The organism is Devosia sp. MDV22-iso42, assembly GCF_058629155.1.
The window spans coordinates 1-15399 of the sequence record NZ_JBZVWR010000012.1; the positions used below are offsets into that span (position 1 = coordinate 1).

General features: G+C 63.4%; 15 protein-coding genes and 2 pseudogenes. 15 read left to right on the forward strand and 2 right to left on the reverse strand.

Features of this window, described 5'->3' with window-relative positions; genetic code table 11:
- Together AC4NN3_RS14910 and AC4NN3_RS14915 are read right to left on the reverse strand one after the other, a co-directional pair.
- Positions 1-195, reverse strand: a pseudogene (locus AC4NN3_RS14910) (hypothetical protein); the annotation flags it as partial.
- Positions 196-345: 150 nt separating this feature from the next.
- Positions 346-651: an ArsR/SmtB family transcription factor gene (locus AC4NN3_RS14915; RefSeq protein WP_491927881.1), complete on the reverse strand. Its 306-nt coding sequence runs from the start codon at positions 649-651 to the stop codon at positions 346-348.
- Between the two features lie 75 nt (positions 652-726).
- Here AC4NN3_RS14915 and AC4NN3_RS14920 point away from each other — a divergent pair, with 75 nt between their 5' ends.
- The 15 genes and pseudogenes from AC4NN3_RS14920 (at position 727) to AC4NN3_RS14990 (ending at position 15397) form a co-directional block, all read left to right on the forward strand.
- Positions 727-948, forward strand: a complete 222-nt coding sequence (locus tag AC4NN3_RS14920; protein ID WP_491927882.1) for a YgaP family membrane protein — start codon at positions 727-729, stop codon at positions 946-948.
- Positions 945-1373: a YeeE/YedE family protein gene (locus AC4NN3_RS14925; RefSeq protein ID WP_491927883.1), complete on the forward strand. Its 429-nt coding sequence runs from the start codon at positions 945-947 to the stop codon at positions 1371-1373. The genes AC4NN3_RS14920 and AC4NN3_RS14925 overlap by 4 nt, the downstream gene beginning before the upstream one ends.
- Positions 1373-1813 (forward strand): DUF6691 family protein, encoded by a 441-nt coding sequence (locus AC4NN3_RS14930; RefSeq protein ID WP_491927884.1) that lies wholly within the window; start codon positions 1373-1375, stop codon positions 1811-1813. The genes AC4NN3_RS14925 and AC4NN3_RS14930 overlap by 1 nt, the downstream gene beginning before the upstream one ends.
- A gap of 21 nt (positions 1814-1834) precedes the next feature.
- The gene (locus tag AC4NN3_RS14935; protein ID WP_491927885.1) at positions 1835-2728 is read left to right on the forward strand and encodes an MBL fold metallo-hydrolase; all 894 of its coding nucleotides are present in this window, start codon (positions 1835-1837) and stop codon (positions 2726-2728) included.
- 61 nt (positions 2729-2789) lie between these two features.
- A complete protein-coding gene (locus tag AC4NN3_RS14940) occupies positions 2790-3149 on the forward strand; it encodes a protein tyrosine phosphatase family protein (RefSeq protein ID WP_491927886.1) in 360 nt (119 codons plus the stop codon).
- Between the two features lie 50 nt (positions 3150-3199).
- On the forward strand, positions 3200-4969 hold the full coding sequence (locus tag AC4NN3_RS14945) for a SulP family inorganic anion transporter (RefSeq protein ID WP_491927887.1): 1770 nt from the start codon (positions 3200-3202) through the stop codon (positions 4967-4969).
- Complete coding sequence (gene trxC / locus AC4NN3_RS14950; protein WP_491927888.1) at positions 4962-5423, forward strand: thioredoxin TrxC; 462 nt, start codon at positions 4962-4964, stop codon at positions 5421-5423. Before AC4NN3_RS14945 ends, trxC begins: the two co-directional genes overlap by 8 nt.
- A gap of 149 nt (positions 5424-5572) precedes the next feature.
- Positions 5573-6874 (forward strand): NAD(P)/FAD-dependent oxidoreductase, encoded by a 1302-nt coding sequence (locus tag AC4NN3_RS14955; protein ID WP_491927889.1) that lies wholly within the window; start codon positions 5573-5575, stop codon positions 6872-6874.
- 10 nt (positions 6875-6884) lie between these two features.
- On the forward strand, positions 6885-7259 hold the full coding sequence (locus AC4NN3_RS14960) for a DUF5368 domain-containing protein (protein ID WP_491927890.1): 375 nt from the start codon (positions 6885-6887) through the stop codon (positions 7257-7259).
- Between the two features lie 297 nt (positions 7260-7556).
- Positions 7557-8108: pseudogene (locus AC4NN3_RS14965) on the forward strand (DUF3422 family protein); the annotation flags it as partial.
- 426 nt (positions 8109-8534) lie between these two features.
- A complete protein-coding gene (locus AC4NN3_RS14970) occupies positions 8535-9506 on the forward strand; it encodes an acetylxylan esterase (protein WP_491927891.1) in 972 nt (323 codons plus the stop codon).
- Between the two features lie 68 nt (positions 9507-9574).
- The gene (locus tag AC4NN3_RS14975; protein ID WP_491927892.1) at positions 9575-10582 is read left to right on the forward strand and encodes a LacI family DNA-binding transcriptional regulator; all 1008 of its coding nucleotides are present in this window, start codon (positions 9575-9577) and stop codon (positions 10580-10582) included.
- Positions 10583-11024: 442 nt separating this feature from the next.
- The gene (locus tag AC4NN3_RS14980; protein WP_491927893.1) at positions 11025-12965 is read left to right on the forward strand and encodes an ABC transporter substrate-binding protein; all 1941 of its coding nucleotides are present in this window, start codon (positions 11025-11027) and stop codon (positions 12963-12965) included.
- A 296-nt stretch (positions 12966-13261) separates the two neighbouring features.
- Positions 13262-14254, forward strand: a complete 993-nt coding sequence (locus AC4NN3_RS14985) for an ABC transporter permease (protein WP_491927894.1) — start codon at positions 13262-13264, stop codon at positions 14252-14254.
- A 15-nt stretch (positions 14255-14269) separates the two neighbouring features.
- Positions 14270-15397, forward strand: a complete 1128-nt coding sequence (locus AC4NN3_RS14990) for an ABC transporter permease (protein WP_491928149.1) — start codon at positions 14270-14272, stop codon at positions 15395-15397.
- Positions 15398-15399 lie beyond the last annotated feature (2 nt).

Genomic DNA, 15399 nt, shown 5'->3' on the forward strand with positions numbered 1-15399 from the left:
CCGCCAAAGCCTTGGCATTACGGCATAACCAGTCCAAGTTTTGATCCGCACCCCCAGGGCTGATGAATACCGGCGCAACAGATAGGCCTCCGTCAGCAAGCCAATGACTTTCTTGGTGCTGACATTCTCGACGACAGCAAGCTCCTCACTTTCGGCGCGTTCGAAGACCGCGCTGGCATCCGTGCCGGCACGCATGAACCAACACGCCACCAAGCCAGGTCGCCCATGCCGCCTCGGGCGGAAACGGCGGAAACCACTCTCCGTCCAGCAACCAGGTCAAGCCGAACAGGACGGCAGGGTAGGTCGGGGGCGGCAGAAGCAGCCTGGGATGGTCAGTCGCGGTCATCAGCAGGCGCAGTAGATATTGTAGAGTGTCATCAGCATCTGGCGCACCTCGTCGGAGGCCAGGGAGTAGTTGACCTGCTGGGCTTCCCGCCGCGTCTTGACCAGGCCCCAGGCGCGCAGCTTTGACAGGTGCTGCGACAGCGGCGACTGGCCGAGCTCGACCCGCTCGGACAGCTGACCCACATTGAGCTCGGCATCGAGCAGGTTGCACAGGATCAGCAGCCGCTTGGGATTGGCCATGGCGGTCAGGAGCTGGGATGCCCTGTCGGCATTCTCCTCCATTTTCGCCAAATCCATCTTGATCATATTAGATCTCTCGTATATACGAACATTCGCATACACACTATCACTCGTTTCAGGGCGGTTTTCAAGGAGCTTCAGATGCCTGTCAATATTGGTTCTGCCGACCGAATCGCCCGGATCATTGTCGGCCTGGCGCTGATCCTTGTTCCCATGGTTTCCGGCCTGGCGCTGTTCGCCAATCCGCTCCTGTACTGGGGCGCGGTGATCGTGGGCGCTGTGCTCGTCCTCACCGCCCTGGTGCGGTTCTGCCCCCTCTATACCATTTTCGGCCTCTCCACCTGCAAGGTACCCAATCGATGACTGAATTTACCCCAATGCTGTCGCTGTTCGGCGGCGCATTGATCGGCCTTTCAGCCGTTCTTCTCATGGCTTTCCATGGTCGCATTGCCGGCATGACCGGCATCCTGACCAGCCTTCTGCCCCCGGTTTCCACCGACTGGGCGTGGCGGGCCGCCTTCATTGCCGGCGCCATTGTCGCGCCCATGCTGGTGCTGAACCTGTCCGAGCACGCCATCGCCTATTCCAGCCCCGTGCCCACCCCCTGGGTGATCATTGGCGGCCTGATCGTCGGCGTCGGCGTCTATTTCGGCTCCGGTTGCACCTCCGGCCACGGCGTCTGCGGCATGGCCCGCATGTCGCCCCGCTCGATCGCCGCCACCATCATCTTTCTGGGCACGGCCATGCTGACTGTCTTCGTCATTCGTCATCTTTTGGGAGGCCTGTAATGCAGCGCACCATCATGTCCGGCATTATCGGTCTCATCTTCGGCACCGGCATCGCCCTGTCCGGCATGGCCAATCCGGCCAAGGTACTGAACTTCTTTGACGTCGCCGGCTTTTGGGACCCCTCCCTGGCCTTCGTCATGGGCGGGGCCCTGCTGGTGACCGCCATCGGCTACCGCTTTGTGCTGCGTCGCGACAAGCCGCTGTTCGAGGCGAGTTTCCACCTGCCGGCCAACCGCAAGCTCGATGCGCCGCTCCTGGCTGGCTCGGCCGTCTTCGGCTTGGGCTGGGGCATTTCCGGCTTCTGCCCGGGCGGCGCCATCCCGGCTCTGGGCCTGGGCGAAGTCTCGGCCTGGGCCTTTGTCGGCGCCATGCTGGTCGGCATTTTCGCCGCCCGTACCGTCCGCCTGGCGCGTGAACAGCGCGCCACCCAATCCGCCTGACCCTCAAACAGGAGTTATGCCATGACCATTCTACCCTTCACCCCCGACCTGACGGTTCACCCCGAGGTCACCGCCTTCTTCGACGCGCCGACCAATACAATCAGCTATGTGGTCAAGGATCCCGATTCCAATGCCTGTGCGGTGATCGATTCCGTCATGGATATCGACTATGCCGCCGGCCGCATCACCTATGACGGCGCCGATGCCATCATCGCCCATATCGAGCAGCACCAGCTCAAGCTCGAATGGCTGATCGAGACCCATGTCCATGCCGACCACCTGTCCGGCGCGCCCTATATCCAGGGCAAGCTGGGCGGCAAGCTGGGCATCGGCGAAAACATCCGCATCGTCCAGGAGACCTTTGGCAAAGTGTTCAACGAGGGCACCGAGTTCCAGCGCGACGGCTCCCAGTTCGATCGCCTGTTCACCGATGGCGACAGCTACCAGATCGGTGGCCTGACCGTCTTTGTCATGCATACGCCGGGTCACACCCCGGCTTGCATGACCCATGTCGTGGGCGATGCCGCCTTTGTCGGCGATACGCTGTTCATGCCCGATGGCGGTTCGGCCCGTGCCGACTTCCCCGGCGGCGATGCCCGCACGCTTTACCGCTCGATCCAGCGCGTGCTAGCGCTGCCACGCGAAACCCGGCTCTTCATGTGCCACGACTATGGCCCCAATGGCCGCGACATCGCGTGGGAAACCACGGTGGCCGACGAGATCGACCACAATATCCATGTCGGTCACGGCACTGACGAGGACACCTTTGTCAGGATGCGCGAGGCGCGCGACGCCACGCTCGCCATGCCCAAGCTGATCATCCCGGCTTTGCAGGTCAATATGCGCGCCGGCCAGCTGCCGCCCAAGGATGAAAGCGGCAAGAGCTTCCTCAAGGTTCCGGTCAACGGGCTCTAGCCCATTGCTGCGCCTCCCCGCGCCGCTGCGCGGGGAGGGACCATTCCCGAAAGTCCAAACCATGTTCTCCTTTTTCAAGCCCAAGGCCAACACCATGAACCTCCGCAAGGTCGACGACAATTTTGCCGTGACCGGCCAGATCACCCCCGAGCAGGTCCAGGCCGTCTCGGATGCCGGCTACAAGTCCATCATCTGCGCCCGTCCCGACAATGAGGACCAGGGCCAGCCCAGCTTTGCCGAAGTCGCCCGCGCCGCCGAGACGCTCGGCATCCAGATCGTCCATATCCCCGTCTCGGGACCTCTGGGCGAAGGCCAGATCATCCGCTTCCACGACGCCTGGGAGCAGCTGCCCAAGCCCATGCTCGGCTATTGCCGCTCCGGCGCCCGCGCCGGCAGCCTCTACGCCACGCTGAGCAAGTAATCCCCGGTTCAGTCCCCCGGGGCTGGACCCTTCTCCCACCGAGTTGACCGATGCACCTGAAGTCTTATTTCCCCATTCTCGACTGGGGCCGGCGCTATAATCACCAGACGCTGACCAGCGACCTCGTTGCCGCGATCATCGTGACCATCATGCTGATCCCGCAATCGCTGGCCTATGCGCTGCTGGCCGGCCTGCCGCCGGAAGTGGGTCTCTATGCCTCGGTGCTGCCGCTGGTCGCCTATGCCATCTTTGGCACCTCCTCGGCTTTGGCCGTCGGCCCGGTGGCGGTCGTCTCGCTGATGACCGCCGCTGCCGTCGGGCGCATCGCCGCCGAAGGCACGGTCGACTATGCCAGCGCCGCCATCCTGCTGGCTTTGCTCTCGGGCATCATGCTGACGTTGATGGGCCTGTTCCGGCTCGGTTTCATCGCCAATTTCCTGTCCCATCCGGTGATTTCCGGCTTCATCACCGCCTCGGGCCTCATCATCGCCACCAGCCAGGTCGGCGGCCTGCTCGGCATCAAGACCGAGGGCCACGCCATGCCCGATCTGGTCATGTCGATCCTGGCCAATATCGGCCAGATCAATCTCTATACCTTGGGGATCGGCGCCCTGGCGCTGTCCCTGCTGCTGTGGATCCGGCTCGACCTCAAGAACTGGCTGGCGCGTTTCGGCGTGCCCAAGGGTGTCGCCACCATTATCGTCCGGGCGGGGCCCGTGCTGGTGGTGTTCCTGACCATGGCGCTGTCGGTGCTGCTTGACCTGGGCGCCAAGGGCGTATCGCTGGTGGGCGACGTGCCGCAGGGCCTGCCCATGCTGTCGCTGCCCAATTTCGACATGGGCGTGATCCAGCAGCTGGCCGTGCCGGCGCTGATCATCTCCATCGTCGGCTTCGTGGAATCCATTTCGGTGGCGCAGACCCTGGCGGCCAAGCGCCGCGAGCGCATCTCGCCCAATCAGGAGCTGATCGGCCTGGGCGCCTCCAATATCGCCGCAGCCATCGGCGGCGGCTATCCGGTGACCGGCGGCTTTGCCCGCTCGGTGGTCAACTACGATGCCGGCGCTGCCACTCCCGCCGCCGGCGCCTTCACCGCCGTCGGCATTGCCGGCGCCACGCTGCTGCTGACGCCCTTTCTCGCCATACTGCCCAAGGCGACGCTGGCTGCCACCATCGTGTTGGCCGTGCTGACCCTGGTGGATTTCTCCATCCTCAAGCGCGCCTGGGCCTACTCCAAGGCCGATTTCGCCGCCGTGGCCATCACCCTGCTCGGTACGCTGCTGCTCGGCGTCGAAGTGGGCATTTCCCTCGGCGTCGGCGCCTCGATCCTGATCTTTCTCTATCGCTCCTCCCAGCCGCACGCCGCCATTGTTGGCCAGGTCCCGGGCACCGAGCACTATCGCAATGTCCTGCGCCACCAGGTCGATACCGTGCCTGGCGTGCTCTCGATCCGCATCGATGAGAGCCTCTACTTTGCCAATGCGCGCTATCTCGAGGATCTGGTGATCAACCAGGTCGCGGCCAATCCCGGCCTGACCGACGTCGTGCTGATGTGTTCGGCCGTCAATGCGGTGGACATGTCGGCGCTCGAAAGCCTCGAGGCGATCGATCACCGGCTCAAGGATCTGGGGGTGCGCCTGCACCTTTCCGAGGTCAAGGGCCCGGTCATGGACCGGCTCGCCGACACCGAATTCGTCAGCCACCTGCGCGGCGGCGTGCATCTGAGCCAGCACCAGGCGATGCGCGACATCATCGCCCGCCAGCTGCAAGCCGGATCCCCCTCGCCTGACCTGGATCAAAGACCGAGCGCCCACAATGGCTGACAATACCAATCTGGAGGACGTGATGACCCATATCGTTTGTTCCCATTGTGGCGCCACCAGCAGGATTGCCCAGGGGCAGGATGTCGGCGCCGGCAAGTGTGGAAAATGCGCGCTGCCGCTGTTTGACGGCCAGCCCGCCGACGTCCCCGCCGCCATTCTCGAAAAGCACATCGCCAAGTCCGACATTCCGGTGCTGGTCGATATCTGGGCGCCCTGGTGCGGCCCCTGTCGCGTCATGGGACCGCAATTTGCCGCCGCGGCCGAGCAGGCCGAACCGGCCATGCGCTTTGTCAAACTCAATTCCGACGAGAACCAGGATCTGTCGAGCCAGCTGAACATTCGCGGCATTCCGACCATGATCATGTTCAAGGGCGGCAAGGAGATCGCCCGCGTCTCGGGCGCGATGGCGAGCGCGGATATTCTCAGATGGGCCAGCAGGCAATCGGCAAGCTGACGTCACGCCCTGCTTGAGGAGGCAGGGGCAATCGGGGAGGAGAAAAAAGATGAAACGATGGTTGCTCTAGGGGCCCGGCCAAACGCCGGCCGCAGCGTCACGCAACGCAAAGGCGGATCGATTTCAGTCTATCAAAGGTGAACTACATCATGGATCGCAGGAAATTTCTGCAGCTGGCTGCCCTGGGAGGCGGGGTCGCTGCACTGTCACGCGCGACAGTCGCCCAGGCGCAACCCGTCACCCAGACGGCCGCGCGCATCGTCATCATCGGCGCCGGTGCCGCCGGCACGGCCCTGGCCAATCGACTCGCCGGCCGCCTGCGCGGCGCGACCATCACCATCATCGACCCGCGTCAGGAACACTTCTATCAGCCGGGCCTCACCCTGGTTGCCGCCGGTCTCAAGCCCGCCAGCTACACGCTGTCGCGCACCACGGACTGGTTGCCCGCCGGCGTCACCCTGCTGGCTGAACGCGTCGCGGCCGTCGATCCGCTCACCCGCATGGTATCGACCGAAACCGGCCAGAGCCTGGAATATGATTTTCTGATCGTCGCACCGGGCCTCGTGCTCGATCACGACGCTATCGAGGGCTTCTCGCTCGACATGGTGGGTCAGAACGGCATCGGCGCCCTCTATGCCGGGCCGGACTATGCGGCGCGGACCTGGACCGCGGCACAGCAGTTCATCCAGGAGGGCGGCACGGCCGTCTTCACCCGGCCGGCCACGGAGATGAAATGCGCCGGCGCGCCGCTCAAGCATGCCTTCCTGCTGCATGACCTGACCAAGCGGGCCGGCAATCTGGGCAAGGCCAGGTTCATCTATGCCGCCCATAACGACGCCCTATTCGGGGTGCCGATCGTCTCGGAAAAGGTGCGCATGCTGTTTGGCCAGCGCGGCATCGAGACCAGCTATTCCCGCGTCCTGACCGCGGTCGATGCCGGGCGCAAGGTCGCGACCTTCAAGACCGCCGAAGGCAGCGAGCAGGTCCCCTACGACTACCTGCACGTCATCCCGCCGCAGCGGGCGCCCGATTTCGTCCGCCAGTCCGGCCTGTCCTGGGCCGACAAATGGACCGATCAGGGTTGGGTCGAAGTCGATCAGGGAACGCTGCGCCATCTGCGTTACCCCGAGGTGTTTGCCCTGGGCGACGTCGCCGGCGTGCCCAAGGGCAAGACCGCCGCCAGCGTCAAGTGGCAGGTGCCCGTAGTGGAAGATCACCTGATCGCCGCCATCGAGGGGCGCGAGGGTACGCTGGTCTATAATGGCTATACCTCATGCCCGCTGATCACCCAGGTCGGCCGGGCCATGCTGGTCGAGTTCGACTACAAGAACAATCTGGTGCCGTCCTTTCCCGGTATCATCGCCCCGCTCGAGGAACTCTGGATCAGCTGGCTGATGAAGGAAGTGGCGCTCAAGGCCACCTACAATGCCATGCTGCGCGGCCGGGCTTGAGGAGATAGCCATGAAAGACCTGACCCTTGATACCATGCTGGCCGTGTTTGAAGAGATGTTCGGCACCGGCCTGTTCTGGACCCTGATGATCGCGGCACTGCTGGTGACCCTGGCCTATCTCTTCGTGCTGATCCGCGATCGGGCGGTGAACTGGCACAAATTCCTGCTGGCCCAGCTCGCCATGCCCATCGGGGCCATCCTGGCGGTGCTGTTCACCCAGGCCGTCACCAGTTCGAGCTTTGCCGATATCGGCGGCCCCATCGACCTCCTGGTCCTGCTGGCCGTGGCGGCAGCCGGCGCCATCGGCATGGCGATCCTGGTCTATACCATCCAGTCCCTGCTGCGCCCGCCGGCCCAGACCATTGTCGAAAGGAAAATGCCCTGAGTGCTTTTCATTCGCGGCGTTCCCACCATGATCATATTCAAGGCCGGCAAGGAGATCGCCCTGTCTCGGGCGCCATGGCGAGTGCGGATATTCTCAGATGGGGCACGGCATGAAGCCTGATTTTATCGCCGATCACCCGTACCGCGTGGCCATCGAAGCGGAGCTGCATGCCCGACCCGTGGAGCTGGTAGGCTCAACTCTGCGCGCCCGAAGGCTGGTGTTCGCCATGCCGCCGACTCCGGACGTGATGCGGCAAGCTATTGCTCGCTTCAGCAGGCGGTTTCCGCCCGGGGCTTTGACCTCCCGGAACACGATGGCCGGCAGTTCAGTTATCGATGCCAGGAATTGGCCATCACCTGGGAGTTCCATACCAAGTTCATCACCGTGAGCTGGGTTTCGGCCCTGGCGGACGGGGACAACTGGCCTCCATGCCTATGCCTCGATGCCCTCGACACGGGCCTATTTGTTGGAGCGACGCGCCTCGATGTAACGCAGGGCAGACGTATCGACCCGGAACTTCTGCCTGGCTTCGCTATCAACAGCCTGTGCCTTTCAGGCGTCGAAAACGACGCTGGAGAAGTTGCCACCGATTTCGTCGTAAACCAAGATCTGTATACCCGCCTGGAAGCGGCCTTTGGTGAACTATCAACCTTCAGGCGATCGGCGATGGTCCGACGGCTGTTGGAAGTGGAGTCCTATCGTGTGATGGCGTTGATGGGCCTATCCTACCAAACCCGGTGGCGGCTCACGCTTGCGCATGGCCTGCTGCGTCAGGCGAATGCGCGCGTCAGTGATGTTGCCAGGCAGGTCGGCTACGATTCTGACGTCGCTTTTCAGCCGAGCGTTTAAGGCGCAATTCGGAATTCCCCCGGTTGGGGTCAGATCACCAAGTGAGCAGTGATAGAGGTCCAACTGTACTTCAATATTCCGCGTCGCCAACTGGCGGCCCAGGCGTCGCACAACAGTCACCCCACTCAGAGACCTTGCTGTACGCTTGGCAGGCCGGCAGCTTTCGGGAACCTGCAACGGCGGCCGGAAATGGGGTGCGTTGCTGTCGTCTTCGTGCTATGTCCTATAACCGGTCGGTGATAGCGATCTCGCCGACATGCGGAATCATAATCCGTGTGTCCCCAGTTCAAATCTGGGCTTCGCTACCAATTTTGACCCCTGGAAACTGATCGGTTTCCAGGGGTTTTTGGTTTTAAGCCGCGACGTCATCTGGCTTGGATGCGGGGCGCGGTGCATGGTGTGGGCCGTTGATTTGCGGGAGTCGCCATGCCGTTTCCAGACCTGATCCAGCCCGAACTGGGTGAATATTATAGCACGGTGCAGACACCCGGGGATTTCGCGGGGTTCTGGGAGAGCACCCTGGCCGAAGCGCGGGCGATCGGCGGGGCGGTCAGCGTAGTGCCGGCGAAGACGACGCTGACGGCAGTCGAGGTCTTCGATGTGACCTTTCCGGGGTTTGGCGGGCATCCGGTCAAGGGCTGGCTGGTGCTGCCGATGCAGCGCAGTGGCAGGCTGCCGCTGGTGGTGCAGTTTGTCGGCTATGGCGGCGGGCGGGGCTTTCCGCACGAACAGCTGCACTGGGCGGCCTCGGGCTATGCCTATTTCCGCATGGATACGCGCGGGCAGGGCAGTGGCTGGAGCGTGGGCGAAACGCCCGATCCCGTCGGCTCGACGCCCTCGGGGCCGGGTGTGATGACCAAGGGCGTGCTGGACAAGAACGGGTATTACTACCGGCGGGTGTTTACTGACGGGGTTCGGGCGATCGATGCGCTGCTGGGCCATGACTTTGTGGACGCCGGCAAAATTGCCGTCTGTGGCGGTAGCCAGGGTGGCGGCATTGCGCTGGCGGTGGCCGGCCTGGACAAGCGGGTGACCGCAGCGATGCCGGATGTGCCATTCCTCTGTGACTACCCCCGGGCGGTGGCCAAGGCGACGCGCGACCCCTATGGCGAAATCGTGCGTTTCCTGGCGCAGCATCGCGACAAAAAAGAACAGGTTTTCGAAACACTTGCCTATTTCGATGGGGTGAATTTTGCGCGGCAGGCCGCGGCACCGGCGCTTTTCTCGGTGGCGGTGATGGACGATATCTGTCCCCCCTCGACCGTCTATGGTGCCTTCAATGCCTATGCCGGGGACAACAAGACAATGATCGAATATGAGTTCAACAATCACGAGGGCGGCGGGCCGTTTCAGGACCGCGCACAGATGGAGTGGCTGGCGACGCAGTTCGGGGGATAAGTGCAGTCAGGGCTTGCCTTGCGCAAGAAACGCAAATATTGCGTTGTTAAGCAATCTGAGGCAGACCGATGGCAGTGCAGAAGCGAGCCAACCAGGCCGATATCGCCGAACGCCTAGGCGTATCAGTGAGTACGGTGTCGCGCGCGCTGGCCAATGAGATGGGCATTAGCGACGCAGTGCGGCGCGATGTACAGCGCATGGCCCGCACGCTGGGATACAAATCCAAGCATATCACAGGCCCGGCGGGCGGGGATAAGCGGGCGGTAGCCTTGGTGCCGCTGGGGAGCGCGACCAGCGGGCTGTCCGGCTTCTATTTCGGCATTGTCGAGGGCATGCGGCAGCAGGCGGCGGAAGCCGGTATGATGCTCGACGTGCGGCTGGTCAACGACCAGATGGTGACGCTGGACATGATCCGCAAGCAGATCGACCAGGCCGATGCCGGCGGGCTCCTGCTGGCCGGCATAGATGCATGGGATGAGCTGGCGGCGTGGTGCGTGCAGGAAGATATCCCCGCCGTGCTGGTCAATGGCAGCGACCCGCGCATGCGCATCAGCTCGGTGTCTCCGGCCAATTTCTACGGCGCCTATCTGGCGACGCAGCGGCTGCTCGATGTCGGACACCGCCGCATCCTGCACTATACCCATCGCTATCGACCGACAATTCTGCAGCGGCAGCGGGGGTTTGAGGCGGCCATTGCGGCCACGCCGGGCGCGCAGGGGATCATCGTCAATACCGCCGATCGGGATTCCCGCGGCCTGCTGGCCGACCTCTTGGTCGGCGAGCATGATGTCACGGCCATGTTCAGCTGGAACGACATTGCGGCGGTGGAGATGCTGGAGGGGATCTATGCCCCCGACAGTCCGCTGCCAGCGGGGTTCTCGATGATCGGCTTTGACGACCTGCCGCTGGCGGGCATGGCGACGCCGCGACTGAGCACGATCCGGGTGGATCGCGAGGCGATCGGGCGCGGCGCGGTGCGGCTGCTGAGCCAGCATATGGAGGGGGAAAGGGCGGTGCAGCAGCTCGAGATCGGCGTCAGCATGGTCGAGGGCGAGACGGTGTTTGCCGCCAAATGAACACGAGTATGAACGCATGATGTCTCTGCGTTCATCGATTTTCCTCAGCTTAGGCCCTTGTTTGCACGACGCAAAGTGAACAAATTTGCGTAACTTGCGTGAATTGCGTAAATTGCTTGAAATAACGCAAATTGTGAACTAGCCTTTGTCCATCGGCGAAGCGCACCGACGAGCCGCAGGCTCAGGTGGCGCTGCCGGGAGGGGCGCCGACAACCACACCCCGTTCATCTGCCGGCCGAGGCGCGCTACTGCCTCAGGCGGGCTGCTGCCCGCCTGGTGTGGCGACGCAGATCTCACCGCTCACAAAGAGCGGGAGCGCCGGCCAAACGCCGGCACACGAGGACGGGCCGGCCTTTGGCCGGCGCGGTTGCGGATGACGGCACTGGGCCGTCATGCGCCAGACGAAACCCGGGCGAGGCAGCCCGGAACAGGGAGGATGAGGATGAAGCAGTTTAAACTTTTCGGTCGTGCCGAGGGGTCAGGCGGCCTGCGGCTGGCCAGCGCAGTGGCGCTGACGGCGCTGCTGGCGGCGGCGGGCCCGGCGCTGGGCCAGCAACAGGCACCGATACTGGACGCCATGGTAGAAAGCGGCGCACTGCCGCCGGTGGCCGAACGGCTGCCGAGCAACCCGCTGGTGGTCGAGCCGGTCGAAAGCGTCGGCACCTATGGTGGCACCTGGCGCTCGGCGCTGCGCGGCGGGCTCGACAATGCCTGGATCGCCCGGACCGTCGCCTATGACGGGCTGGTCCGCTACAATCGCCAATGGGATGAAATCATTCCCAACCTGGCTGAAAGCTGGGAGGTCAGCGAGGACGCGACCACCTATACGTTCAAGCTGCGCGCAGGGTTGAAGTGGAATAACGGCACGCCGTTCACCAGCGCCGACATTGCCTTTGCCGTCGAGCTGATGAGCGAGCCCAGCTATGGTGTGGGCACCTTCATCAAGAATGCCAACAATCCGGTGACGGCCGAGGTGGTGGACGAGACCACGGTCAAGCTGATCTTTGAAAAGCCCAATGGCATCATCATGGATGAGCTGGCCAGTGTGAACGGGCTGACCCTGGTGTCGCTGAGCAAGGACTATTGCAGCCAGTTCTACCCCAAATACAATCCCAACGCTGCTGAAGAGGCCAAGGCCGCCGGGTTTGAAACCTGGGAATTGTGGATGGCCAATCGTTGCAGCTGGTCCACGGAGACCATCCGCTTCGCCAATCCCGAGCTGCCGTTCATGAATGCCTGGATGATCGAGGAGCCGCTGACCGGCGACGCCACCCGCGCTACCTTCGTGCGCAATCCCTATTACTGGAAGGTCGACAGTACGGGCAACCAGTTGCCCTATATCGACCGGCTCGAAATGCGGGTGTCGGATTCGCTCGAAGAGATTACCCTGATGGCGCTCAACGGGGAAATCGACTTCCAGGATCGTCACATCGCGACGGTAGCCAACCAGCCGCTGTTCTTTGATGGCCAGGAAGCAGGCGACTACCGGCTGGGCGAGAATATCCCGTCGAACATGAACACCATGGTGCTGCAGTTCAACCTGAACCATGTCGACCCGGTCCGGCGCGAGCTGTTCTCCAACAAGGACTTCCGCATCGGCGTCAGCCATCTGATCGACCGGCAGGAAATCATCGACGTGGTGTTTACCGGCCAGGGCTCGCCGGGCCAGGCGGCGCCGCGCCCGGAATCGCCGTTCTATGACGAGGAAATGACCACTCAATATACCGAGTTCGATCCCGACGCGGCGGCAGCGGCATTTGCGGCGGCGGGCCTGGGCGAAAAGAATGGCGATGGCTTTTACACCATGCCGGACGGTTCACCGCTGGTGGTGACCATCGACATGATCTCGGCCTTCCGCGCGGAATGGACGGATATGATGGAGCTGATGCAGCTGCAGCTCGAAGCGGGTGGTATCGATATCGAGCTCAACAATATCGACCGCACACTCTATTACGACAAGCGCCCCACCGGCGACTATGACGCGCAGATCTGGCAGGGTGATGGCGGGCTCGATGTGATCCAGGAGCCGCGCTACTACATGCCGAGCGGCGATGAATCGGTCTGGGCCTATCGCTGGGCGCAGTGGTATCTGGGCTCGCGGCCCGAGATTGCCGAAGAGCCCGCCGAATGGGCCAAGCAGCAGATGGATCTTATGAACCAGCTGCGGGCGAGCGGCGACCCGGCGGTGCGCGACGAGCTGATGAAGCAGATTCTGACCATCGCCAAGGAAAACTTCCCGGTGATCGGCGTCAGCCTGCCCGGCAACGGCTACTACATTGCCAAGAACAACCTGCGCAATGTCGCCGAGCCCATGCTGCATGCCTATCTGTTCCCCACCCCGGGTCCCTACGATCCGTTCCAGTGGTATTTCGCCGCGGAATAACCTCGTCCCTCCCACCCCTCGCGGCAGCAGTGCCGCGGGGGGAATCTGGACCAAGATGGTCCGACCCTCGCCTCCCTCCCAACCCGGTCGCGCCGCGGCGCGCCCGAGTGCAAGCTCTGCGGGAGGGATCAAGGGTTGGGGCAAGTCACGCGCACCGAGCGTGCGACGCCATACCCCCACCCTGCTCGATACACGGACTTGGCTGACGCCAAGCCCCATCTCGCTTCCCTGCCCGCAAGGGGGAGGGAGCCCGACTGAAACGTCGGCGTGAGCGTAGACCTTGGAGGAGTTGCCCCATGCTGGGTTTCATCGGCCGACGATTGATTGCCATGGTGCTCACCATGTGGGCGGTGAGCTTTGTGGCCTTTGCCATCATCCAGCTACCGCCGGGCGATTACCTGACCACCTATATGGCGACGCTGGCCGCCAATGGCGACCGGGTCGATCCGGCCACCATCGAGGCGCTGCGGCGGCAATATGGCTTTGGCGAGCCGTATATAGTGCAGTACTGGAAATGGATCAGCGGCATCGTGCTGCGCGGGGATTTCGGGCAGAGCTTTGAGTGGAAGGCGCCGGTGACGACCCTGATCTGGGGCCGGCTGGGCAATTCCATCCTGCTCGAAGGGCTGGCCGTGATCGTGATGTGGCTGGTGGCCGTGCCGATCGGCATCTATGCGGCGGTTCGCAAATATTCGCTGGGCGATTACCTGGCCACCATTGGCGGCTTTATTGGCCTCGCCATTCCCAATTTCTTCTTCGCGCTGATCCTGATGTATCTCAGCTTCATCTGGTTCGGGGAGACCATTGGCGGGCTGTTCTCGCCGCAATATGAGGCGGCGCGCTGGAGCCCGGGCCGGGTCTGGGATTTCCTGAGCCATGCCTGGGCCCCCGTGCTGGTGCTGTCGATGGCCGGGACGGCCGAGCTGATCCGCATCCTGCGGGCCAATCTGCTCGACGAACTCAAGAAGCCCTATGTGACGACGGCGCGGGCCAAGGGGCTGAGCGAATTCCGCACCATCATGAAATATCCGGTGCGGGTGGCGCTCAACCCACTGATCTCGACGATCGGCTGGCTGCTGCCGGCGCTGGTGTCGAGTTCGGTGATCGTCTCGGTCGTGCTCAACCTGCCGACAGCCGGGCCGCTGCTGCTGCGCTCGCTCACAAGCCAGGACATGTTCCTGGCCGGCGCCATCATCATGCTGCTGGGCATGCTGACCGTGATCGGCACGCTGGTCTCTGACCTGCTGCTGGCCTGGATCGATCCCCGCATTCGCTATGGGAGCAAGTAAGTGGCCGTTCAAACGCTGACCCGTCCTGCAGTCGACACGATACCGGTAGTGCGCGCCAGGCGCGAGAGCCAGTTCGACCTGATGTGGCGCCGCTTCCGCCAGCACCGGCTGGCGCTGGTGAGCCTGTGGATCGTCGTGGCCTTCTACCTGGTGGCGATCCTCGCCGAGTTCCTGGCGCCGACCGATCCGGGCGCCTATAGCGCGCGCTATACCTATGCCCCGCCCCAGGGCATCCAGCTGTTCTCGACCGGCGAGGACGGCTCCTGGCGCCTGGCGCCGCATGTGAATGGCTATGCCAGCGAGATCGACACCAAGGCGATGCGGCGGACCTTCGTCATCGACCCCGAGGTGGAAATCCCGGTGCAGTTCCTGGCCCCCAGCGAACCCTATCTGCTGGCCGGGGTAATCCCGATGAGCGTGAAGTTCATCGGGGTGACCGAAGCGCGGGCGCCCTTCTATATTCTGGGTGCCGACCGGCTGGGGCGGGACCTGCTGAGCCGGCTGATCCATGGCACGCGGATTTCGCTCTCCATTGGCCTGGCCGGCGTGACGCTGAGCCTGTTCTTCGGCATCATCATCGGCGGCTTTGCCGGCTATTATGGCGGCTGGTTCGACAGCGCGGTGATGCGGGTGGTCGAGTTCATCCGCTCAATGCCCACCATTCCGCTGTGGCTGGGCCTGGCGGCAGCCATGCCCAAGGACTGGAGCGCGCTGCAGACCTACTTCGCCATCACCATCATCCTGAGCCTGATCGGCTGGACCGAACTGGCACGGGTGGTGCGCGGGCGGTTTTTGAGCCTGCGCACCGAGGACTTCGTCACCGCGGCGCAGCTAGACGGCGCCAGCGACTGGCGCATCATCACCCGGCATATGGTGCCCAGCTTCATGAGCCACATCATCGCCGCGGCCACGCTGGCCATTCCGGGCATGATCCTGGCCGAGACGGCACTGAGCTTCCTGGGGCTGGGGCTGCAGGCGCCGATCGTCAGCTGGGGCACGCTGCTGCAGGACGCGCAGAACATCCGCACGCTGGCCACGGCGCCCTGGCTGCTGACACCGGGTCTTTGCGTGGTGGTGGTGATCCTGGCGATGAACTTTTTCGGCGACGGCCTGCGCGATGCGGCCGATCCCCATGGACGGTAAGA